Here is a 20681-nt window from a genome sequence, read left to right on the forward strand (position 1 = left end):
TCGAGCTCGGGGAATCCGGCTGATCCTGCCGAATCCGCTGACCGGCCGCGCATCTCCGATCCGCAGCATCACACCGCAGGCATGTCCTGCAGAACAGAGGCTACCTATGGGTTCTGTCGTCAAGAAGCGACGCAAGCGCATGTCCAAGAAGAAGCACCGCAAGCTGCTTCGCAAGACGCGTCACCAGCGCCGCAACAAGAAGTGAGCGGCGCGGGCCCCCGTCCCCCGATGGCACCGGCCCGCTGACCTCCGGGGCCCCGATCGCATCGCGATCGGGGCTCCGTCATGTCCGGGCGTCATCTCCGGGCCGTGCCCGGGGGTGCGGAAGGGCGGCTGCGCGTGGGCCTCAGGCGCGGCCGGTGAGTCGGCGCCACCACGGGCGCTTCGCGAGCGCGGCGCGCAACGCGGCGGCGTCCACGCGGTTTTTCGCGTGGACCTTGCCGTCCACGATGATCACCGGCACGTCGGTGTCCCAGTCCGCGCGCAGGCGCTCGTCGGCGTCGATGTCGCGCACCTCGACCGTGGAGCCGACGCGGTCCGCCTCGGCCCGCACCACCGGCAGCGCCTCGTCGCACAGGTGGCACCCGGTGCGGGTGAGGTAGAGGACCCGGGCGTCGGGGTCCGCGGGGGAGGGGATGTGCTGCGTGCTCATGGGGCAGACCTTATCGATCGCGGAGGGGTGCGGCCGACGGGAACGTCGGCCGACGGGAACGCGGACGGGCCGCCCGCTGGAAGCGGACGGCCCGTCGGACCCGTGCGGCGCGTGCGCCGCGAGGGGAGAAGCAGGAGATCAGGCGGCGGTCGGCGCGACGAACTCGGCCTCGATGGAGATCTTGACGTCGTCGGAGACGAGCACGCCACCGGCCTCGAGGGCGGCGTTCCAGGTCAGGCCGAACTCCTTGCGGGAGATCTTGGTCTCGCCGGTGAAGCCCGCGCGGTAGGTGCCGAAGGGGTCGGTCGCAGCGCCCTCGTAGGTGAAGTCCAGCTCGACCGGCTTGGTGATGTCGCGGATGGTGAGGTCGCCGATGAGCTTGTCGCCCTTGACCTCGGTGGAGCGGAAGGTGATGGTCGGGAAGGTCTCGACGTCGAAGAAGTCGGCGCTCTTGAGGTGGCCGTCGCGGTCGGCGTTGGCGGTGTTGACCGACTCGGTCTTCAGGGTCGCGTTGAAGGCGAGATCCTGGCCGCCCTCGCCGACGATGAGTTCGCCGTCGACATCGGTGAACTGGCCGCGGGCCTTGGAGATGCCGGCGTGACGCACGGTGAAGGACGCGGAGGTGTGGGAGGCGTCGAGGGTCCAGGTGCCGGGGGTGAGGTCGTTCATGGAGAATCTCCTTGTCGAGGTGCTTCCGGTGGTCTGCGGTGCCGGTCTCCCGGCCGCCGAGGTCTTGGTTGAAATCTAAACCAATCTGGGGGAGGATGGCAAGGAGCAGACCCCCCGAAAGAGGAAAACGTGATGCACGACACGAAGTCAAGTGCCGAGGCGACGGTGGACGCCCCGGCGAACAGCCCGGCCGCACCCGACGACGACCGGGCCTCCACCCCGGAGGAGCTGTGGCTCACCGGCCGCGAGCAGGAGGCGTGGCGGATCTTCCTGTACGCGACGACCATGCTGAACGACCGCTTCAGCGAGGCGCTGCAGTCCGATCCCGAGATCGACCTGGCCCTCGGCGAGTACGAGATCCTGGTGCGCCTGGCAGAGGCCGAGGGCGGCTTCCTGCGCATGTCCGAGCTGGCCGACAAGGTCGTCCACTCCCGCTCCCGCCTGACCCACACCATCTCCCGCATGGAGAAGCGGGGTCTGGTCGAGCGGATTCGCTGCGCGGCCGACGGGCGCGGGCGCCAGGCCCAGCTGACCGCCGCCGGGCAGGCGCTGCTGGAGAAGGCCGCCCCCACCCACGTGCGCTCCGTGCGCGAGCAGCTGCTGGACGTGATCGGCCACGACGACCTGCTCGAGCTCGGCCGGATCCTCGGCAAGACGCTCGGCGAGGACGCCCCCGTCACCATCGGATGTCCGGCACCTCACGCGGAGGCAGCCGCTCCCCGTTGATCCGAAGCTTGGGTTGGTACCGTGAGGCGGCTCGCTGCGGGCCCGCGGCGCCACGGCGCCGGGGCTAATGCGCGGGCGTGCGAGAGCGAAAGAGGATCCCTGCCATGACCAGCACCACGGTCCACCTCGTCCGTCACGGCGAGGTGCACAACCCGGAGCGCATCCTGTACGGACGCCTGCCCGGGTACCGCCTGAGCGCGCGCGGGGAGCAGATGGCGCAGAAGGTCGGCGAGCACCTCGCCGGCGCCGACATCGCCCTGGTGCGCGCCTCCCCGCTGCTGCGCGCCCAGCAGACCGCCGCCCCGATCGCCGCCGCCCACGACCTCGAGGTCACCTCCGACCAGCGCCTCATCGAGTCGGGCAACCGCTTCGAGGGCCAGCGCATGGGCCATGGCGACGCGAAGCTCACCGATCCGCGCAACTGGCGCTGGTTCCTCAACCCCTTCCGCCCCTCCTGGGGCGAGCCCTACCGCGAACAGGTCGCCCGCGTCGTCGCCGCCGTGCACGACGCCCGCGCCGCCGCGGAGGGCCGCGAGGCCGTGCTGGTGCTGCACCAGCTGCCGATCTGGGTGACCCGCCGAAGCGCCGAAGGCAAGCCCCTGTTCCACGACCCCAGGCGCCGGCAGTGCGGGCTGTGCTCGGTGACGAGCCTGCGCTTCGTCGGCCCGCACCTGACCGACGTCGGCTACGCCGAGCCGGCCGCCGCGCTCTACGAGGGCGCCGTCGATGCCACCGGAGGGAAGCTCACGTGAGCACGCGCAGGACCATGCAGGATTCCGCCCCCAGCCGCCGCGGCGTGCTCGCCGCCGCCGGGGGAGTGCCGCTCGCGCTGCTGCTGGCCGCCTGCGGCACCGACACCACCGACCGCTACGCCTCGGGCGATGCCGGCTATGTCTCCGGCGACGGCGTCTCCGTGGAGATCCCCGCCGCCGACCGCGACGCCGCGATCGAGTTCATCGGCACCACCTTCGACGACGAGCCGGTCGACCTGGCCACCACCCGCGGCGAGGTCATGGTGCTCAACGTCTGGTACGCCTCCTGCCCGCCGTGCCGCAAGGAGGCCCCGGACCTGCAGGCGATCCACGAGGAGTACGCCGACCAGGGCGTGTCCTTCCTCGGCGTGAACGTGCGCGACACCGCCGGGCCCGCGAAGGCGTTCGAGGAGAACTACGGCATCACCTATCCCTCGGTGCCCGACACCGACGCGCAGATCATGTACGCCCTGCGCGGCCAGGTCGCCCCCAACGCCGTCCCCTCCACCCTCGTGCTGGACAAGGAGGGCCGGGTCGCCGCCCGCATCTCCGGCGCCGCGGACCCCTCGGTGCTGCGCGCCATGATCGACGCGGTGGTCGCCGAATGAACCTCGGCGATATCGGGGCCGCCTTCCAGGCGACCGCGCTGTCCGGCTCGCTGCTCCTGGCGATCGCCGTCGCGGCCGCCGCAGGACTGGTCGCCTTCCTCTCGCCCTGCGTGCTGCCCGTGGTGCCCGGCTATCTCGGGTACGTCTCGGGCCTGGCCGGTCAGGGCGTGGGCCCCGCCCCGGCTGCGGGCAGGGGAGGCACGGGCCGACGGGCGAAGGGTGCGCGCCCCGCGACCGGCCGGATGCTCGCCGGGTCCCTGCTGTTCGTGGCCGGGTTCGCGATCGTGTTCATGGTGCTCGGCGGCTTCGCCGGTGCGCTCGGCTACCTGCTGCAGGAGTACTCGGTGTGGATCAACCGCGTCGCCGGCGCGATCGTGATCCTCATGGGCCTGCTGTTCATGGGCGTCTTCCCGGGGCTGTCCGCCACCCGTCCGGTCTCCTCGAAGAAGCCGGACGCCGGACTGCTCGGTGCGCCGCTGATGGGACTGATCTTCGGGCTGAGCTGGACCCCCTGCATCGGCCCGACCTACGCGGCGATCGTGGCGCTGTCCCTGGACGGCGGCGGGGACGGCGCGGCCGTGCGCGGCGGCATCCTGGCGCTCGCGTACTCCCTCGGCCTCGGCATTCCCTTCGTGCTGTTCGCGCTGCTCTTCCAGCGCGCGCTCGGGGTGTCCAAGAAGCTCGCGAAGCACCGCCGCACCATCGGCCTGCTCTCCGGGGCGCTGCTGATCGCCATCGGCGTGCTGCTCATGACCGGGGTGTGGTCGGCGTGGATGAGCGAGCTGCAGGGCCTGATCGCGACCTTCGAGCCGGTGGTGTGATGAACGTGCAGAAGTCCCCCGGCACCGACGTGCCTGAGAACGACGCCCCCGAGGCCCCCGCGCCCGAGGCGGCGACCGGGTCCTGGTCCTCCAAGCGCGAGCTGAACGACGAGCCCGTCTCCGTGCCGTCCCTCGGCCTGCGCGGCACGCTGCTGTTCCTGTGGCGCCAGCTGACCAGCATGCAGACCGCGCTGATCCTGCTGATGCTGCTCGCCGTCGCCGCGATCCCCGGCTCGCTGTACCCGCAGCGCAGCGTGAACCCGGCGCTGACCGACCAGTTCCTCGAGGAGAACGGGCGCTGGGGCGAGTTCCTGGATGCGCTGGGCATGTTCGAGGTCTTCTCCTCGCCGTGGTTCTCCGCGATCTACCTGCTGCTGTTCATCTCCCTGATCGGCTGCATCGTCCCGCGCGTGCTCGTGCACCTGAAGCAGCTGCGCGCGAAGCCGCCCCGCACCCCCGCGCGGCTCTCCCGCTTCACCGGGCACACCCGCCTCGAGGTCGCGGGCGCCGACGCGGACGCGCTGCTCGAGACCGCCCACCGCGCCCTGCGCCGCTCCCGCTACCGCACCGAGGTGCGCGAGGAGAACGGCTCCCGCTCCGTCAGCGCCGAGCGCGGGCTGCTGCGCGAGACCGGGAACCTCGCCTTCCACATCGCGCTGGTGGGAGTGCTGGTGTGCATCGCGGGCGGCACCCTGACCAGCTACCGCGGCCAGATCACGGTCGTCGAGGGCGGCGGCTTCTCCAACTCGCTCACCCAGTACGACTCCTTCGAGTCCGGGGCATGGTTCGACGAGAGCGACCTGCCCGACTTCCGCTTCACCCTCGAGGACTTCCGCGCCACCTACGTGGGCCCGGAGGAGGCCGGGAACCTCGGCGAGCCGCGCTCCTTCGAGGCCGACGTCCAGATCACCACCCCGGGGCAGGAGCAGGAGACCCGCACCGTCCAGGTCAACAAGCCCCTGCACGTCGACGGCGCCTCGATGTACCTGCTCGGCAACGGCTACGCCCCCGAGATCACGGTCACCGACCCCGAGGGCACGGTCGTGGCCGAGGGGCCGCTGATCACCGTGCCGATGGGCGACACGAACTACACCTCGCAGGTGGTGCTGAAGGCGCCCGACGCCCGCCCCGAGCAGCTCGCGGTGGTCGGCTTCTTCCTGCCCACCGGCACCATCGACGACCAGGGTCCGCGCTCGCTCTACCCCGATGCGCTGGACCCGCAGCTGGCCCTGACCGTCTACCAGGGCGACCTCGGCCTGGACTCCGGGATCCCGCAGAACGCCTACGAGGTCGACATCTCCTCCCTCACCGCCGTCGCGGGCGAGGACGGGAACCCGGTGCTGATCCGGCTCTACCCTGGTCAGGAGTACACGCTCGCCGACGGCACCACCGTCAGCTTCGACGGGCTGCGGCGCTACGCCGCCTTCGACGTCGCCCACAACCCCTTCGAGCGCGGCATCCTGGTCAGCGCCCTGGTCGCCGTGGGCGGTCTGATCCTGTCGCTGTTCGTGCCCCGCCGGCGCGTGTGGGTGCGGGTGCGCCCCACCGCGAACGGTGCTGAGATCGAGGTCGCCGGTCTTGCCCGCAGCGACGACCCCGCCCTCGCGGACGATGTGAAGGCTCTGGCGTCCCGGCTCTCCGGGGCGCAGGATGGGTCCCGGCGCACGCGCCCGGACCGTGCCGCGGCCGACGCCGCGGACGAGAACACCCCCGAAGGAAGTGCCCAGTGATCAACCAGCAGCTGGCGGAGATCTCGAACCTCGCCCTCGTGGTGACGATCGTGCTCTACGTCCTGGCCCTGATCGGCTTCGGCGCCGATCTCGCCTCCTCCTCCCAGCGCCGCGGCGACGAGCGCCTGGCCCGTCGCGATCGGGCCGAGCTCTCCGCCCCGGCGGGCGCGCGCGTGCCCGAGGCTGTCCCTGTCGGCGCCGGCGGCGCGGGCGGCTCCGGGTCGGTCCTCGCGGCCGACGGGGCCGGGTCGGACCTGCGCGAGACGGCCGACGGGGCAGCACGCGGCAGCACGACCGGCAGCGCCGCGTCGGGCACCATGACCGCCCAGCGCTACGCCTACATCCTCGCCTCCGCCGCGACGGTCCTGCACGTGATCGGCGTGGTCACCCGCGCGCTCGCCACCCAGCGCGTGCCGTGGGCGAACATGTACGAGTTCGCCACCACCTCCACCGCCGTGGTGATGGTCGTCTTCCTGGTGTTCAGCATCAAGCGCACCGAGCTGCGGGCGCTGGGCACCTTCGTGGTCGGCCCCGTGCTGCTCGTGCTGCTGCTCGCCCAGACGCTGTGGATCGTGCCTGCGGCCGAGCTGACCCCGAGCCTGCAGAACTCCCACTGGATCTACATCCACATCGGCGTGGCCATCCTCGCCACCGCCCTGTCGATCCTCGGCGCGGTCGTGGCGAGCCTCCAGCTGCTCCAGGCCCGTCACGAGCGCGTGCTCGCCGAGCGCGCCGCCGAGGAGGAGTTCCCCGAGCACTGGGGCCGCTTCGGCCATGTGCTGGACCGCCTGCCCTCCTCGACCGTGCTCGAGGCGCTGAGCTTCCGCATCCACTCCGTCGCCTTCGTGTGCTGGACCTTCACGCTCATCTTCGGTGCGATCTGGGCCCGCGAGGCCTGGGGCCGCTTCTGGGGCTGGGACCCCAAGGAGGTGTGGACCTTCATCATCTGGATCGTCTACGCCGCCTACCTCCACGCCCGCGCCACCGCCCGCTTCCGCGGCAGCCGCGCCGCGGGTCTGGCCCTGGCCGGCTTCGTGGCCGTGGTCTTCAACTACACGATCGTCAACACGGTCATCAACGGCCTGCACTCCTACTCCGGACTCGGCTGAGCCAGCGGCCCTGAGGAGTCCCGGGCACTGAGGAGTCCCGGGCCCGGAGCTCCGTCCGGCCCACCGCAGACGCGCAACGGGAGTCGTGTACGAGAAGCTTCCACGAAAGTGGAAGGGATTCGTACACAACTCCCGTTCTGCTGTGCGTGGCGGCCCGCTGCGGCGGGAGTGGCCTGCGGTTCTGCGCAGTGGCCTGCCGTGCGGTGGCGGCCTGTGGTGCCGGGGCCCGCTGGTCAGGTGTGCGGAGGTGCTGGGTTGCGGAGCTGCGGCTCAGAGGCTGCGGTCGTCGCGGCCGGTCGTGGGATCCCCGTCGCCGGTGGCGTCACCGCGGTCCGCCTCACCGCCGTCCGCCTCGCCGGGGTTCCCGCGGCGGTCCTCCGGGGCGCTGCCGTCGGCCGAGCCGGGGGACTGCTGTCCCCGCTCGCGCTCGCGGCGCTCGCGACGGATGTCCTCGTCGAGCTTGCGCAGGAAGTCGGGGTCCTCGTCGGGGGCGATCGGTCCCTTGCGCCGCGGCTGCCCGCCGCCGGCACCCCAGGAGCGGTCCTTGCCCACGAACAGCCAGGTGATCGGCCCGACCCAGGGCAGGAGCACGATCAGGACGATCCATGCCCATTTCGGCACGCCGCGGACCTTGTCGTCCTTGGTCTGCACGCAGTCGGCGAGTGCGAAGACCGTCAGGGCGATCGAGAGAACTGCGAGGATGCCGCGGGCCATGGAGCAAGTGTAGGGGCCCAGGCTGGGCAGGGGATGGGCGGAGGGGAAGGCCGTGACGGGGCCGTGACCAGGGGGGCGTCGCGCGCGCGGTGCGGCGTGATCCTCGCCCCCGTCGGCCGTCCGCACCAGGGTCCTCCCGGGCGCGCGGCATACTCTGGCTCCATGCGTCCGTTCCTGCTCTACGCCGTCGTCCGCCTGGGCCTGTGGATCGCCATCTGGTGGCTGCTCACCCTGCTGGACATCGGCGTGATGCTCGCGGGCGTGCTCGCGGCGCTGATCGCGATGCTGATCTCGATCCTGTTCCTGGACCGTCTGCGCGATGCCGCGGCGATGCGCTGGAAGGACGCGCACGAGCGCCGCGTCGCCAAGCGCGGCCCCGTGGTCGACGAGGACGCCGAGTACGAGGACTCGCTCTTCGCGGACGACGGGGACGGCGCGGGGAACGGGAAGCCGGCGCAGTCGTCGGCCGACGAGGACGACGCCGCCGCAGGACCGGCCGACCTGCCCGAGCTCGGCGACCCCGAGACGGACGCGACCGTCGACGAGCAGCGCGCCGACGGCGCCGTCGAGGCCGACGGGTCGGTCAGAGGATCAGACCGATGAGCAGCAGGAGCGAGTAGACCAGCTCCAGGCGACCGGTCGCGCCGAGCACCGGGATCAGGTCCCGGCCGCGCGCGTCGCCGAGGACCGCGCGCACGGGGGGGATCGCGAGCGGCAGCGCCAGCAGCACCAGCGCCGCGGGCCGGTGCTCGATGATCACCGGGACCATGAGCACGAAGGGCGCCAGCACCGTGGCGGTGTACAGCCACCGCGTGCCGCGCTGTCCGAGGCGGACGGCGAGGGTCCTCTTGCCGGCGATCTCGTCGGTGGGGATGTCGCGCAGGTTGTTGGTGAGCATGAGCGCGACGGCGAGCAGGCCGATCGCGATCGAGCCGAGCAGCGCCACCCAGGTGGGCTGCTTGGTGATCGCGTAGGCGGTGCCGTTGACCGCGACGAGCCCGAAGAACAGGAAGACGAACACCTCGCCGAGGCCCAGGTAGCCGTAGGGCTTCTTCCCGCCGGTGTAGAACCACGCCGCGGCGATCGCGGCGGCGCCGATCACGAGCGCCCACCACATCTGGGCGACGGCGATGAGGACCAGGCCGAACAATCCGCCGAGGGCGAGGGACGCGATCGCGGCGCGCTTGACGGTGGCGGGTGAGGCGGCGCCGGAGCCGGTGAGGCGGAAGGGGCCCACGCGGTCGTCGTCGGTGCCGCGGATCCCGTCGGAGTAGTCGTTGGCGTAGTTCACGCCGACCTGGAGGGAGAAGGAGACGCCGAGCGCCAGCAGCGCCCGCGGGATCACCAGTCCCCAGTCGACCGCGCCGGTGAGGCTCTCCAGCTGCCACACCGCCGCGCCGGTGCCGGCGGCAACCGGGGCGAGGGCCGCCGGAAGGGTGCGGGGACGGGCGCCCTGCACCCACTGGGACCAGCTGGCCATCATGCTCCTCGAGGACATCGCGGCCGCCGGTCGACGGCCTCATCGAGGATACGCCGCAGCGGCGCGCCGACGGCCCCGGCCGGGGCACGCCTCACGTGGAGGTGGTCACCACGGTCCGGCGGTCAGGCGCTCGGCGAGCTCGCGGGCGGCGGCGCGGTCGATCTTGCCGATCCCGCGCAGCGGCAGCTCCTCGACGACGTGCACACGCTTGGGGATCTGATGCGCGGGCACCTCGGTGGTCCGCAGCGCCGAGCGGACCAGCGCCGTGGCCTCCTCGGGGCCGACGGCCGGGCCGCTGCCCGGCTCGAGGGTCACGAGCGCCTCGAGACGCTGACCCCATTCGGGATCGGCGACCCCCACCACCACGGCCGAGCGGATCATGCCGCGCAGCATGAGGGAGCGGTCGATCGCGCGCTCCACGTCCTGGGGGAGGACCTTGCGACCGCCGGTGATGATGACGTCGTCGGCCCGGCCGAGGATCCGCAGGGCGCCGTCCTCGTCGAGCTCGGCGAGGTCCGAGGTGCGCAGCTCGCGCTCGGGGGCGCCGACCGTCGAGAACGCCGAGTCGTCCACGCCCCCGTCGGCCGTGAGATAGCCGAGCGCGAGGGTGGGCGAGGCGATGAGGAGCCGTCCGGCCCCGCTCGCATCGGGGTCCTCGATCCGCAGGCGCACCCCGGGCAGGGGCGTGCGGTCGTAGACGCAGCCGCCCGCGGTCTCAGACGAGCCGTAGGTGGTGCGCACCGCGATGCGCTGGCCCCGCGCCCGGGCGAGGACGTCCGGGGAGGTGGCCGCGCCGCCCACGAGCACCGCGGCGAAGCGGCGCAGCACCGCGCGGGCGCGGGCGTCGGCCCCGGTGGCGCCGGTGACGATGCGGGTCAGCTGCGTGGGCACGAGCGAGGTGAGCGCCGGCAGACCGGCCTGCTCCGCCTGGGCGAGGGCGGGCTCGGCGAGTTCGACGAATGCGGCGGAATCGAAGTGGCCGCGCAGGTCCGGCAGCGGATCGGGCAGAGCGGGGGCGGGCAGGCCCAGCACCTGCGCGGTGCGATGGGCGCGGGCGAGGACCTGGATCCCGGCGATGTGCGTGGGCGGCAGGAGGGGCAGCCAGAAGCCGTGGCCGCCCGTGCCCGGGGCGGTCCCGTCGGCCGCGAAGAGCGCCGCCGTCGCATCCTGGGAGGCGACGAGCGAGGCCAGCGGCTGGGCGACGGCCTTGGCCGTGCCGGTCGAGCCGGAGGTCGGGACCACGAGCGCGGTGTCCTGGAGCCCGGCGGGCAGGGAGGCGGGCGGGTCGAAGGGGCCCAGCCACAGGCGGGCCCGGCCCGCCATCATCTCGCCGACGGCGTGGGAGTGCGCGGCGAGCGAGGCGGCCGAGGCGTCGTAGGGGTCCGGGTGCAGCCAGGGAAGCCCCTCCTCGGAGGGAATCTTGGGGGCCGTGCCGTCGCTCTGCGTGCTCACTGCGGGTGGGGGAACGCGGACCAGTCGGGGTCGCGCTTCTCGAGGAAGGCGTCGCGGCCCTCGGCGGCCTCGTCGGTCATGTATGCCAGGCGCGTCGCCTCTCCGGCGAAGACCTGCTGGCCCATGAGCCCGTCGTCGGCGAGGTTGAAGGCGAACTTCAGCATCCGGATCGCCTGCGGGGACTTGGTGGCGATGGTCGCGGCCATCGCGAGCGCCTCTTCCTCGATCCGCGCGTGGTCCACGACTCGGTTGACCGCGCCCCAGTCGTAGGCGTCCTGGGCGGAGTACTCCTCGGCGAGGAAGAAGATCTCCCGCGCCCGCTTCTGACCCACCTGCTTGGCGAGGTACGCGGAGCCGTAGCCGCCGTCGAAGGAGCCCACGTTCGCGTCGGTCTGCTTGAAGCGGGCGTGCTCGCGGGAGGCGATCGTGAGGTCCGCGACCACGTGCAGGGAGTGCCCGCCACCGGCGGCCCAGCCGTTGACCAGCGCGATCACGACCTTGCCCATGGTGCGCATGAGGCGCTGCACCTCGAGGATGTGCAGGCGCCCGGCGGAGCGCTGTCGCACGCTCGCGGTGTCCTGGAGCTCTTCGGCGTCGTCGTACTCGTAGCCGGAGCGGCCGCGGATGCGCTGGTCGCCGCCGGAGCAGAAGGAGTGGCCGCCGTCCTTGGGGGAGGGGCCGTTGCCGGTCAGGAGGATCACGCCCACCCCGCTGTCGAGCCGGGCATGGTCCAGCGCCCGGTACAGCTCGTCGACCGTTCGGGGGCGGAAGGCGTTGCGCACCTCGGGCCGGTCGAACGCGATGCGGACCGTGGGCAGGTCCCGCGCGGTCAGCTCCCCGTCGGCCGACTCGATCCGCTCCACCGCCCGGTGATAGGTGATGTCGGTGAACTCCTCCCCGCCGTGCTCGGCGGCGGGCACCGCCCGCCAGCGCAGCGGATCGAAGGTGTCGGAGACCTGACGGGGCAGCGGGTCGGGCGCGGTGGTCATGATGACGAGGGTAGTCCGCGCAGCGGCGCGAGGAGCGCTCCGGCGGGCGCGCTAGCCTCGAGGGATGCGCATACCCACCCCCCTGCTCGAGCGCGGCATCGATCGCGCGGCCGTGTGGACGATCCCCATGACCACGAGGTTCCGCCGGATCACCGAGCGCGACGGCATGCTGCTGCACGGCCCGACCGGCTGGGCCGAGTTCTCGCCCTTCTGGGACTACGACGCGCCCGAGTCCGCGGCCTGGCTGCGCGCCGCCCTCGAGGACGCGACCGCCCCGCGGCCCGCCGCACGGCGCGAGCTGATCGAGGTCAACGCCACGATCCCCGTCGTCCCCGCGCCTCTCGCCCACCGCCTCGCGGGGGTGGGCGGCGCCCGCACCGCCAAGGTGAAGGTCGCCGACCCCGGCTCCACCCTCGACGCCGACGCGGAGCGGCTCGAGGCCGTGCGCGACGCCATGGGTCCGGACGCGCGGATCCGCGTGGACGCCAACGCCGCCTGGACCCTCGACGAGGCGCTCGAGGCGCTGCCGGTCCTGGACCGCGCCGCGGGCGGGCTCGAGTACGCCGAGCAGCCCTGCGCCGCGCTCGAGGACCTCGCGGCGCTGCGGCGCTGGCTCGACATCCCCATCGCGGCCGACGAGTCCGTGCGGCGCGCCGAGGATCCCCTCCGCGTCGCCCGCGCGGAGGCGGCGGACCTGCTGGTGATGAAGGTGCAGCCGCTCGGCGGGGTGCGGCGCTGCCTCGAGCTCGCCGACCAGGCCGGGCTGCCGGTCGTGGTGTCCTCCGCGCTCGAGAGCAGCGTGGGATTGTCGGCCGGGCTCGCGCTCGCCGCCGCCCTGCCCGAGCTGCCCCACGCCTGCGGTCTCGCGACCGCGACGCTGCTCACCGGCGACCTGGTCGCCGCCCCGCTGCGCGCCGAGGGCGGGACCATTCCTGCGCAGCGGCCCGTGCCCGACGAGGAGCTGCTCGCCCGTCACGCCGCAGGCGCCGAGCTCACCGCCCGCTGGGAGGAGCGCCTTGCCGCCTGCGCCGCGCAGCTGTGAGCGTGCGGCGGGGTGGTTCCGGCGGGTCCGCACTACGCTGTCGGGGTGCCCGACCCCGTTGATCACGCCGCTCCTTCCGCCCACGCCGTTCTCGCGCCCGCCGTCCTGCCGCTCCTCGCGCTGAGCGCCCCAGTGCCCAGCGGCTCCGGGGCTGTGGACCAGTCGACGGCGATGTGGGGAGCGCTCGCCGCGCTCGGGCTGCGCGAGGTCGTGCTCGCGCCCGGCTCCCGCTCGGCGCCGCTCGTCTACGCGCTCGACGCCCTCGCGCGCGCGGCCGACGGGGGATCGGCTGGGAAGGGGGCGGCCGACGGGGGAGCGGTCACCGACATCGCGGCCGACGGGCCCGCCCCTCGCCTGCGCGCCCACGTGCGCATCGACGAGCGCGCCGCCGCGTTCACCGCGCTCGGACTGTCCCGGCACGACCCCGCGCATCCCGCGGCGGTCGTGACCACCTCCGGCACCGCGACCGCCCACCTGCACGCCGCCGTGATGGAGGCGCACCACTCGCGGATCCCGCTGCTGGTGCTCACCGCGGACCGGCCCGCCGAGCTCCGCGAGGTCGGCGCGAACCAGACCACCCGCCAGACCGGCATGTTCGGCTCCCTGACCCGCTTCGCCGTGGACCTGCCTGCCCCGACCGCGACCGGTGCCACCGAGGTCGAGCTGCGCACCGCCGTCTCCACCGCCGCGCGCGCGTGGGCCGCCGCGACCGGGGAGCACCCCGGCCCCGTGCACCTGAACGTCTCCTTCCGCGACCCGCTCGTGCCCCGGCCGGGCTCGGCGACGGAGGAGGGCGGCGAGCGCCCCCGGCTCCTCGTCAGCCGCCGGATCCCCGCTCCCGCCCCGGACCCGCAGCCCGTCCCCGTCGGGGACCGGACCGTGGTCGTCGCGGGCGACGGCGCGGGCCCCGCCGCCGCGGAGCTCGCCGCCCGGCACCGCCTGCCGCTCCTGGCCGAGCCCAGCTCCGGCGCCCGGGCGGGGGAGACCCTCGTGCCCGGCTACCCCGCGCTGCTCGCCCGGGTCATGGCCGATCCGGAGCACCCGCTGCGTCCGGACCGCGCGATCGTGCTCGGCCACCCCACGCTCTCCCGTCCCGTGGTGGGTGCGCTGCTCGGTGCCGCCGACGTCGAGGTGATCGTCGTGGACACCCAGCTGGACTGGCCGGACGTCGCCCGCCGCGCCCGACTCGTCGTCCCGGCCGCGCGCGGGGTCGAGGAGGGGGCCCCTGGTGACGTTCCTGTCGCAGACCTCAGCTCCCCCGACACCACCGCCCGGCGCGAGGAGCGGCTCGCCGCCTGGCGCGCCGCCGCGGCCGACGCCGCCCCCGCCGAGCTCGCCTGGCAGCAGCGTGCGGCGCTCGCGGTGTGGGAGGCGGGGCAGGCGGGGGACACGCTCGTGCTCGGCTCCTCGAGCCTCGTGCGCGACCTCGAGCAGCTCGCCGGCCCCACCGACGCCCGCGTGATCGCCAACCGCGGCCTCGCCGGGATCGACGGCACGACCGCGCTCGCCGGCGGCATCGCGCTCGGCGCGCAGCGCCCGTCGGCCGACGGGACCCCCGGCGCCGGCGGGACCCGCGGCGATGACGCACCCCCGCCCGTGGGGCGGGTGCGACTGCTGGTCGGGGACCTCACCGCCCTCCACGATCTCACCGGTCTGCTCATCGGCCCCGAGGAGGAGCGGCCGGACCTCGACGTGGTCGTGGTCGACGACGGCGGGGGCCGGATCTTCTCCGGGCTCGAGCACGCCGCCGCCGCGCCCGCACTGCTGCGCCGCTTCTTCACCACCCCGCACGGTGCGGACATCGCCGCGGCCGCCGCCGCGCTCGGCGCCGACGCACGCGTCCTGTCCCCCGAGGACCTCCCCGCCGCGCTCGCCGAGCCCGCCGGCGGGCTCCGGGTGCTGGTCGCACAGGCCACGCACAGCAGGATCACGAACTTCTCTTGAGCAGGGGTGGTGACATACCGCCATGAACGAGCAGCACGCGCCGCAGCCGCAGGGCCGGCAGCCCTACGGCATTGGTCCCGACCCGCAGCAGTCCCCGGCGCTCCCGGCGCAGGACGCCCCCACCGAGCAGCTGAGCGCTGAGCAGCTGAGCACGGAGCAGCTGAGCACGCAGCAAGGCTGGTACGGCACGACCCCCGCCGGACCGTCGGCGAACACCGCCGCCCCCACCCACAGCGCCGGCCCCACCAACAGCGCCGGCCCCACCAACAGTGCCGCGTCCGTGAACGCTTCGGCGCCCGCCAACGGCTCCCTGCCCGGCACCGGGCAGCAGGCGCAGCCCGCCGCTCAGGCGCAGACCGGCTGGTACGGTACCGCGCCGGTCTACGGGACGGACCCTGCCTACGGGACGGATCCTGCCTACGGGACGGATCCCGGCTACGGCACCGGCTCGGCCTACGGCGCCGAGTCCGCTCACGGCCCGGAGTCCGCCTACGGCACCGCCGCCGCCACCGAGCCCCGCACCCGCCGCGGACCGGGCTGGGGCGGGACCGCGGTGATGGTGCTCGCGGGCATGATGCTCTCCAGCGGCCTCACCCTCGGCGGCGTCGTCGCCTACGACCAGCTCCAGGAGCCGCAGACCGCCTCGAGCGCGCAGAGCTCCGACTCGGGCTCCGCCGCGCCCGCCTCCGCGATCACCTCGGACACCCCGGACTGGGCGACGATCGCGGAGAACGTCTCGCCGAGCTCGGTGTCGATCCTCGTCTCCACCGGCTCCGGCACCAGTCAGGGCACGGGCGTGGTCATGGACGAGGCCGGCAACATCCTCACCAACAACCACGTCGTCTCCGGCGCGCAGACCGTCCAGGTCACCACCTCCGACGGCCTCAGCTACGAGGCGAGCGTGGTGGGCACCGACCCCTCCACCGACATCGCCGTGATCCGACTGACCACCCCGCCGGACGACCTCCAGCCCGCCACCTTCGCGGACTCCACCACCGTCACCGTCGGCCAGCCCGTGATGGCGCTCGGCACCCCGCTCGGACTGGAGAACACGGTCACCACCGGCATCGTCTCGGCCGTGGACCGTCCCGTCTCCGCCTCCGGCGAGTCGTCCGACGGGTCCGACACCACCTACACCTCCGCGATCCAGACCGATGCCGCCATCAACCCCGGCAACTCCGGCGGCGCGCTCGTGGACGCTGCCGGTCAGGTGATCGGCATCAACACCGCCATCGCCTCGATCCCCAACGAATCGGGCCAGGCAGGCTCCATCGGGCTCGGCTTCGCGATCCCCGCGAACACCGCCACGATGATCGCCCAGCAGCTCATCGAGAACGGCAGCGCCGAGCACGCCTTCCTCGGCGTGACCACCACCGACGGCACCGCCTCGGACGGCTCGACCGGCTACCGCGGCGCGCAGGTCCTCGCCGTCGAGCCGAGCAGCCCCGCCGCCGACGCCGGCCTCGCCGAGGGCGACCTCATCACCGGCATCGACGACACCCCCGTCGGCGGCGCCGGCGCGCTGACCGGCATGGTGCGCGGCATGGAGGTCGGCTCCACGCACACCCTCGAGGTGGTGCGCGGCGGCTCGACCCAGCAGATCGAGATCACGCTCGGCACCCGTCCCGAGTGAGCTGGGACCTCTGACGCAGGCGCCTGAGGGCCCGTCCCTCAGGTGCCGCCGCGCAGGGTGCGCAGCATGGGGCGGCACTTCGCGAGCGCCTCGGTGTGCTCGGAGACCGGGTCCGAGGCCGCGACGAGCCCGCCGCCGGCCTGCATCACCGCGGTGCGCTCGCCGGTCAGGTGCGCCATCCGCAGGGCGATCGCCCACTGCCCGTCGCCGTCGGCGTCCATCCACCCCACGGGGGAGGCGTAGCCGCCGCGGTCGCGGGGCTCGAGCCGGGCGATGATCTCGTTCGCCGCCTCGCGCGGGGTGCCGGACACGGCGGCCGACGGATGCAGCCGCGAGGCGACGTCGAGGCTCGTCGCACCGCCCTTCAGACGGGCGGAGATGTCGGAGGCGAGGTGCTCCAGGCCCGGCAGGCGCAGCACGAACGGCTCGGGGGAGACCTCCAGCTCGGCGGCGAGATCGGCGAGGCGCTCCACCACCGAGTCCACCGCGAAGGCGTGCTCGGAGCGCTCCTTGGCGTCGGCGCGGAAGGCGCGGCGATCCGCCTCGTCCAGCTCTCCGTCGTCGGCGACCGGACGCGACCCGGCCAGCACACGGGAGAACACGCGGCCGTCCTCGGTCTGGGCGAGCATCTCCGGGCTCGCGCCCACCACGTCCTCGAGGTGGTACACCCAGGTGCTCGGGTAGCTGCGGGCCAGGCGCGTCAGCAGCAGCGCCGGGGACAGGGGTGCGGGGGCGGTGACCGTGGTCCGCTCCGAGAGCACCACCTTCTCCGCCGCGCCCGCGCGGATCTCGGCGACCGCCTCCTGCACCAGCGCCTGGTACTCGTCCGGGGTGTGGTCCGGCTCGAGCTCCAGCTGCGCCTCGGCCGCGCCGCCGACGGGGGAGGAGGGGAACAGGTCCCGCCACGAGATGGGCAGCGCCGGGTCCTCGTCGATCCCGACCACGGTGAGGAACGCCTCGCCGTCGTGCACGCCCAGCAGCGCCGAGGGGACCATCAGCGTCGAGGCGCGCGGGGAGTCGTCGGCGTAGGAGAAGGTGCCCAGCGCCACCAGGCCGCTCGTGCGCACCCGCACCTCGTCGTCGATGCGGGCACGGGCGGCGAGGGCGCGGAAGGCGGCGCTCGCGTCGGCGAAGCGCCCCGGACCATCGGTGCGCACCTCCCAGGCGCGCCCGAGGGCGACCATGCCCTGACCGTGGCGCAGCCAGGCCGCGGAGACGTCGGCGGGAATGTGTCCGAGCAGGTCCACCGGCTCCTCGATCCGCACCGTGCGCACGTGCGGCGTCACCGCCTCCGAGGGAGCGGAGGACACGGCGGAGCGGGAGCGGGAGGGAGCGGACATCCGGGCCATTATGCGGCACCCCTCCCTCTCGCCGCCGTGACCCGCGTCCCGTCCGCAGATGCCCGGTCGGTCCAGCCTAAGGTGCGACCATGGTCCGGCGGCCCGACCTCGGGGGACCGGACCGCCGGGCCCCGCGCCGGACCGTCCCCCGATCTTCCCCACCCGAGGAGCAGTGCGTGAGCAACGACGTCGACAGCATCGCCACGCCCCTGGCGCGCGGGGTGCTCGCCGCGCTCGGCACGCTCGGCGTCGCGCTCGCCGTCGTCGTGGTGCCCGCGCTTGCGGCCCAGGTCGCCGGCACCGCCTCGACCGCCACCGCGCTGGACGCGATCCTCATCGCCCTGAACCTGCTGGTCCTCGGGCACGGCGGCGGGATCGTGCTGAGCACCGGCGTGATCGACGGGGCCGTGACCCTCACGCCGCTCGGCCTGCAGCTGCTGCTGGTCGTGATGTCCGCCCTGGCCATGCGCCGCGCCGGCCGACGCCTGCACCTGGTGCGCGAGGACGGGGCGCTGCGGGTCGGGGCGCTGCGCGATGCGGGCGCGGCCCTCGGCGCCTACGGCGCGATGTACCCGATCGGGGTGGCGGTGCTCGCCGCGATCGGGCGCAGCAACGACGCGTCCCCCGTGGTCACCTCCGCGGTCGTCTCCGGTGCGATGGTCGCCGTGCTCGGCGGGCTGCTCGGGATCCTGTGGTCCCTGCGCCGCGAGCCCACGGCCGACGTCCCCGGCGTGCGCGTGCTCGAGCTGCTGCCCGCCCCCTACGGCGACATCGCCCGCTCCGCCCTGATCGCGGTGCTGGGGCTGGCCGGTGCCGGCATGGCGCTGCTGGTCGTGATGCTCGCCCTCACCCTGCCCGCCCAGTCGGCGCTGTTCGACCAGCTCGACCCCGGCGTGGTCGGCGGCATCGTGCTCACCCTGCTGCACCTGGCCCTGCTGCCGCTGCTGGCGGTGTGGGCGATGGTCGTGCTGCTCGGCGGGACCGTGGGCGTGGGCACCTCCACCGGCATCTCCCTGGACGGCTCCGCCACCGGCGTGCTGCCCGCCCTGCCGATCCTCGGCGCGCTGCCCCAGCCCGGCGAGTTCTCCCCCTGGGCCTGGCTGCTGATCCTTGTGCCCGCCGTCGCCGTCGGCGTCGGCGCCTACGCGCTGATGCGGGACGTCGCCGACCTCGACCTGCGCGACCGCCTCACCGCCTGGATCGGCTACCCCGTCACCGTGGTCGTCGCCGTGCTGCTGCTGGCGGGGCTCGCCACCGGCGGGATCGGCGAGGGCCGGCTCGTCCACCTCGGCCCCCAGATGGGCACCCTCCTGCTGCCGTTGCTGAGCGTGGTGGTCGGCGCCACCGCGCTCGTCGCCGGCGTGTTCGCCACCGGGCTCATCCCCTGGGTGCAGGGCGCCGTCGCGGGCCTGCGGGAGCGGGTCGAGGCTGCCGAGCGCACCGAGCGGAGCGGCGACGCGGGGGAGAGGACCGGCGCGAAGGAGGAGCTGAGCGCCTCGGCGGCGAGCGCCTCGGCCGACGAGGAGCCGGCCGACGAGGTCCTGTCCGCCGACCACGACGAGGACGCGACGGTCCTCGAAGGGACCGTCGTGGGCGGTCCCGAGTGGTCGGAGGAGATCGCGGCGGACGAGGACGACGCGGGGGACGAGGACGACGCGGTGGTCGAGGAGCCCGTCGCGCCTGCCGTGGAGCGGGACCCCGAGGACGCGGACGTGTGGACGATCGCGGAGGACCCTGCGGCAGCACCGTCGGCCGGGGAGCCGCTCGTCGAGGACGTCGAGGACTCAGCCGTCCGCGACGACGATCACGAGGTCGACGAGGACTCCGTCAGCCGCCCAGAAGGCCGCTGACCCAGTCCACCATCGAGCCCTGTGCCTCGGCCTCGCACTTCACCCGGGCCTGCTCGGTGATCGCGGTGGCGCGGCATTGCTCCAGCTCGTGCAGCGGGCCGTAGAACAGCCCGCTCAGCACGGCGCCGGCGACGATCATCAGCGTCGCGGGGATGCCCATCAGCGCGCCGATCACCACCATCGACCAGCGGCGGTCCTTGACGGCCTGGACGATCAGCGGGATCAGCAGCACCAGCGCCGCGAGTCCCGTCAGGCCCGCCAGCAGGGAGTAGGGCAGCGGCGAGAGCATCAGCAGCCAGGAGGCGAGCAGGGTGAGCGTCAGTGCGCCCACGAGGCGGCGCTGGCGCCGGCCGGGCGGGGCGTCGTCGCGCTGGCGGTTGCCGGGATCGCTGTTCATCGGGACCATTGTGCCCGTTCGCGTCGGGTGCGCGCTCGCGCCGACTACCCTGACCGGGTGAACCGCACCCCCGTCGTCGTCCTGATCTCCGGCACCGGCTCCAACCTCGCCGCCCTGCTGGCCGCCGCCTCCGAGCCCGACGCCCCCTACGAGGTCGTCGGCGTGCTCGCCGACCGCGAGGCCCCCGGCCTCGACCACGCCCGGAAGGCAGGGATCCCCACCGAGGTCGTGTCCCTGGCCGACCACCCCGACCGCGCCTCCTGGGACCGGGCGCTCGCAGATGCCGTCGGCCGCTTCGAGCCCGAGCTGGTGGTGCTCGCCGGTTTCATGAAGCTCATCGGCGCGCCGCTGCTGGACGCCTTCGGCGGCCGGATCGTCAACACCCACCCCGCCCTGCTGCCCTCCTTCCCCGGCGCGCACGGGGTGCGCGATGCCCTCGCGCACGGCGTGAAGATCACCGGTGCCACCGTCATCGACGTCGACGCGGGCGTGGACACCGGGCGGATCCTCGCCCAGGTCCCCGTCGAGGTCCTGGACGGCGACACCGAGGAGACGCTGCACGAGCGGATCAAGCTCGCCGAGCAGCCGCTGCTGGTCGACGTCGTGCGCCGTCTCACCTCCCGCTCCTGACGGGTGCCGCGGCCCCGGGGCGCGGCTACAGTGGAGGCACACGACTGGCGAAGGTGGGCGACCACCGGGGAGTGACGGAGTGGGCATCGTCCGCCTGGGTGCCCGCCACAGCAGATCCGCACCATCGGAACCGATCAGGAGCA

Annotated in this window: 21 protein-coding genes and 1 riboswitch; of the genes, 13 read left to right on the forward strand and 8 right to left on the reverse strand. The window is 73.9% G+C overall.

Annotated elements, in window-relative coordinates; genetic code table 11:
• Positions 1-106: 106 nt before the first annotated feature.
• Entirely contained in the window at positions 107-205 is a 99-nt protein-coding gene (locus tag HNR70_RS01995; protein WP_019174583.1) for a 30S ribosomal protein bS22, read from the forward strand.
• A 141-nt stretch (positions 206-346) separates the two neighbouring features.
• On the opposite strand, the gene HNR70_RS02000 is transcribed toward HNR70_RS01995, so the two are convergent.
• Both HNR70_RS02000 and HNR70_RS02005 read right to left on the reverse strand, forming a co-directional pair.
• Positions 347-652, reverse strand: a complete 306-nt coding sequence (locus tag HNR70_RS02000; RefSeq protein ID WP_184324182.1) for a glutaredoxin family protein — start codon at positions 650-652, stop codon at positions 347-349.
• Positions 653-790: 138 nt separating this feature from the next.
• A complete protein-coding gene (locus HNR70_RS02005; RefSeq protein ID WP_184324183.1) occupies positions 791-1321 on the reverse strand; it encodes a YceI family protein in 531 nt (176 codons plus the stop codon).
• Positions 1322-1453: 132 nt separating this feature from the next.
• Here HNR70_RS02005 and HNR70_RS02010 point away from each other — a divergent pair, with 132 nt between their 5' ends.
• From HNR70_RS02010 to ccsB, 6 genes are all read left to right on the forward strand, one after another.
• Positions 1454-2047 (forward strand): MarR family winged helix-turn-helix transcriptional regulator, encoded by a 594-nt coding sequence (locus tag HNR70_RS02010; RefSeq protein WP_184324184.1) that lies wholly within the window; start codon positions 1454-1456, stop codon positions 2045-2047.
• Between the two features lie 104 nt (positions 2048-2151).
• Complete coding sequence (locus HNR70_RS02015; protein ID WP_184324185.1) at positions 2152-2799, forward strand: histidine phosphatase family protein; 648 nt, start codon at positions 2152-2154, stop codon at positions 2797-2799.
• Positions 2800-2813: 14 nt separating this feature from the next.
• Complete coding sequence (locus HNR70_RS02020) at positions 2814-3407, forward strand: TlpA family protein disulfide reductase (RefSeq protein ID WP_184326496.1); 594 nt, start codon at positions 2814-2816, stop codon at positions 3405-3407.
• On the forward strand, positions 3404-4228 hold the full coding sequence (locus HNR70_RS02025) for a cytochrome c biogenesis CcdA family protein (RefSeq protein WP_184324186.1): 825 nt from the start codon (positions 3404-3406) through the stop codon (positions 4226-4228). Before HNR70_RS02020 ends, HNR70_RS02025 begins: the two co-directional genes overlap by 4 nt.
• Positions 4228-5958, forward strand: coding sequence for a cytochrome c biogenesis protein ResB (resB, locus tag HNR70_RS02030; protein WP_184324187.1), 1731 nt, complete (start codon positions 4228-4230; stop codon positions 5956-5958). The genes HNR70_RS02025 and resB overlap by 1 nt, the downstream gene beginning before the upstream one ends.
• The gene (gene ccsB / locus HNR70_RS02035; protein ID WP_184324188.1) at positions 5955-7067 is read left to right on the forward strand and encodes a c-type cytochrome biogenesis protein CcsB; all 1113 of its coding nucleotides are present in this window, start codon (positions 5955-5957) and stop codon (positions 7065-7067) included. Before resB ends, ccsB begins: the two co-directional genes overlap by 4 nt.
• Positions 7068-7337: 270 nt before the next feature.
• Here the strand turns inward: ccsB and HNR70_RS02040 are convergent, their stop codons facing one another.
• Positions 7338-7781 (reverse strand): PLD nuclease N-terminal domain-containing protein, encoded by a 444-nt coding sequence (locus HNR70_RS02040; RefSeq protein WP_184324189.1) that lies wholly within the window; start codon positions 7779-7781, stop codon positions 7338-7340.
• Between the two features lie 162 nt (positions 7782-7943).
• Here HNR70_RS02040 and HNR70_RS02045 point away from each other — a divergent pair, with 162 nt between their 5' ends.
• Positions 7944-8384, forward strand: coding sequence for a DUF4229 domain-containing protein (locus tag HNR70_RS02045; RefSeq protein WP_184324190.1), 441 nt, complete (start codon positions 7944-7946; stop codon positions 8382-8384).
• Here HNR70_RS02045 and HNR70_RS02050 read toward each other — a convergent pair.
• The 3 genes from HNR70_RS02050 to HNR70_RS02060 all read right to left on the reverse strand — a co-directional run bounded on the left by HNR70_RS02050 (position 8365) and on the right by HNR70_RS02060 (position 11702).
• Positions 8365-9261, reverse strand: coding sequence for a 1,4-dihydroxy-2-naphthoate polyprenyltransferase (locus HNR70_RS02050; protein WP_184324191.1), 897 nt, complete (start codon positions 9259-9261; stop codon positions 8365-8367). The two genes, HNR70_RS02045 and HNR70_RS02050, sit on opposite strands and share 20 nt — an antisense overlap.
• Positions 9262-9366: 105 nt before the next feature.
• Complete coding sequence (locus HNR70_RS02055) at positions 9367-10713, reverse strand: AMP-binding protein (RefSeq protein ID WP_312857542.1); 1347 nt, start codon at positions 10711-10713, stop codon at positions 9367-9369.
• Entirely contained in the window at positions 10710-11702 is a 993-nt protein-coding gene (locus HNR70_RS02060; RefSeq protein ID WP_184324192.1) for a 1,4-dihydroxy-2-naphthoyl-CoA synthase, read from the reverse strand. The genes HNR70_RS02055 and HNR70_RS02060 overlap by 4 nt, the downstream gene beginning before the upstream one ends.
• A 64-nt stretch (positions 11703-11766) precedes the next feature.
• Here HNR70_RS02060 and HNR70_RS02065 point away from each other — a divergent pair, with 64 nt between their 5' ends.
• Genes HNR70_RS02065 through HNR70_RS02075 form a run of 3 tightly spaced genes read left to right on the forward strand, consistent with a single transcriptional unit; the run spans position 11767 to position 16321 of the window.
• On the forward strand, positions 11767-12744 hold the full coding sequence (locus HNR70_RS02065) for an o-succinylbenzoate synthase (protein WP_184324193.1): 978 nt from the start codon (positions 11767-11769) through the stop codon (positions 12742-12744).
• A gap of 45 nt (positions 12745-12789) precedes the next feature.
• Positions 12790-14688 carry a 2-succinyl-5-enolpyruvyl-6-hydroxy-3-cyclohexene-1-carboxylic-acid synthase gene (gene menD / locus HNR70_RS02070; RefSeq protein WP_312857543.1) on the forward strand — a complete coding sequence of 633 codons (1899 nt, stop codon included), beginning with the start codon at positions 12790-12792 and terminating at the stop codon, positions 14686-14688.
• A gap of 22 nt (positions 14689-14710) precedes the next feature.
• Positions 14711-16321 carry a S1C family serine protease gene (locus tag HNR70_RS02075; protein ID WP_184324194.1) on the forward strand — a complete coding sequence of 537 codons (1611 nt, stop codon included), beginning with the start codon at positions 14711-14713 and terminating at the stop codon, positions 16319-16321.
• Between the two features lie 38 nt (positions 16322-16359).
• Here HNR70_RS02075 and HNR70_RS02080 read toward each other — a convergent pair whose 3' ends face one another.
• Complete coding sequence (locus HNR70_RS02080) at positions 16360-17661, reverse strand: isochorismate synthase (protein WP_246375123.1); 1302 nt, start codon at positions 17659-17661, stop codon at positions 16360-16362.
• A gap of 176 nt (positions 17662-17837) precedes the next feature.
• Between HNR70_RS02080 and HNR70_RS02085 the strand changes: the two genes are divergently transcribed.
• Positions 17838-19511, forward strand: a complete 1674-nt coding sequence (locus HNR70_RS02085; RefSeq protein ID WP_184324196.1) for a cell division protein PerM — start codon at positions 17838-17840, stop codon at positions 19509-19511.
• On the opposite strand, the gene HNR70_RS02090 is transcribed toward HNR70_RS02085, so the two are convergent.
• Positions 19489-19908 (reverse strand): hypothetical protein, encoded by a 420-nt coding sequence (locus HNR70_RS02090; protein WP_246375124.1) that lies wholly within the window; start codon positions 19906-19908, stop codon positions 19489-19491. The two genes, HNR70_RS02085 and HNR70_RS02090, sit on opposite strands and share 23 nt — an antisense overlap.
• 57 nt (positions 19909-19965) lie before the next feature.
• Here HNR70_RS02090 and purN point away from each other — a divergent pair, with 57 nt between their 5' ends.
• Positions 19966-20538, forward strand: a complete 573-nt coding sequence (purN, locus tag HNR70_RS02095; RefSeq protein ID WP_184324198.1) for a phosphoribosylglycinamide formyltransferase — start codon at positions 19966-19968, stop codon at positions 20536-20538.
• Between the two features lie 34 nt (positions 20539-20572).
• Positions 20573-20645, forward strand: a riboswitch (ZMP/ZTP riboswitch).
• Positions 20646-20681: the final 36 nt, after the last annotated feature.

The organism is Brachybacterium aquaticum (assembly GCF_014204755.1).
Taxonomy (GTDB): domain Bacteria; phylum Actinomycetota; class Actinomycetes; order Actinomycetales; family Dermabacteraceae; genus Brachybacterium; species Brachybacterium aquaticum.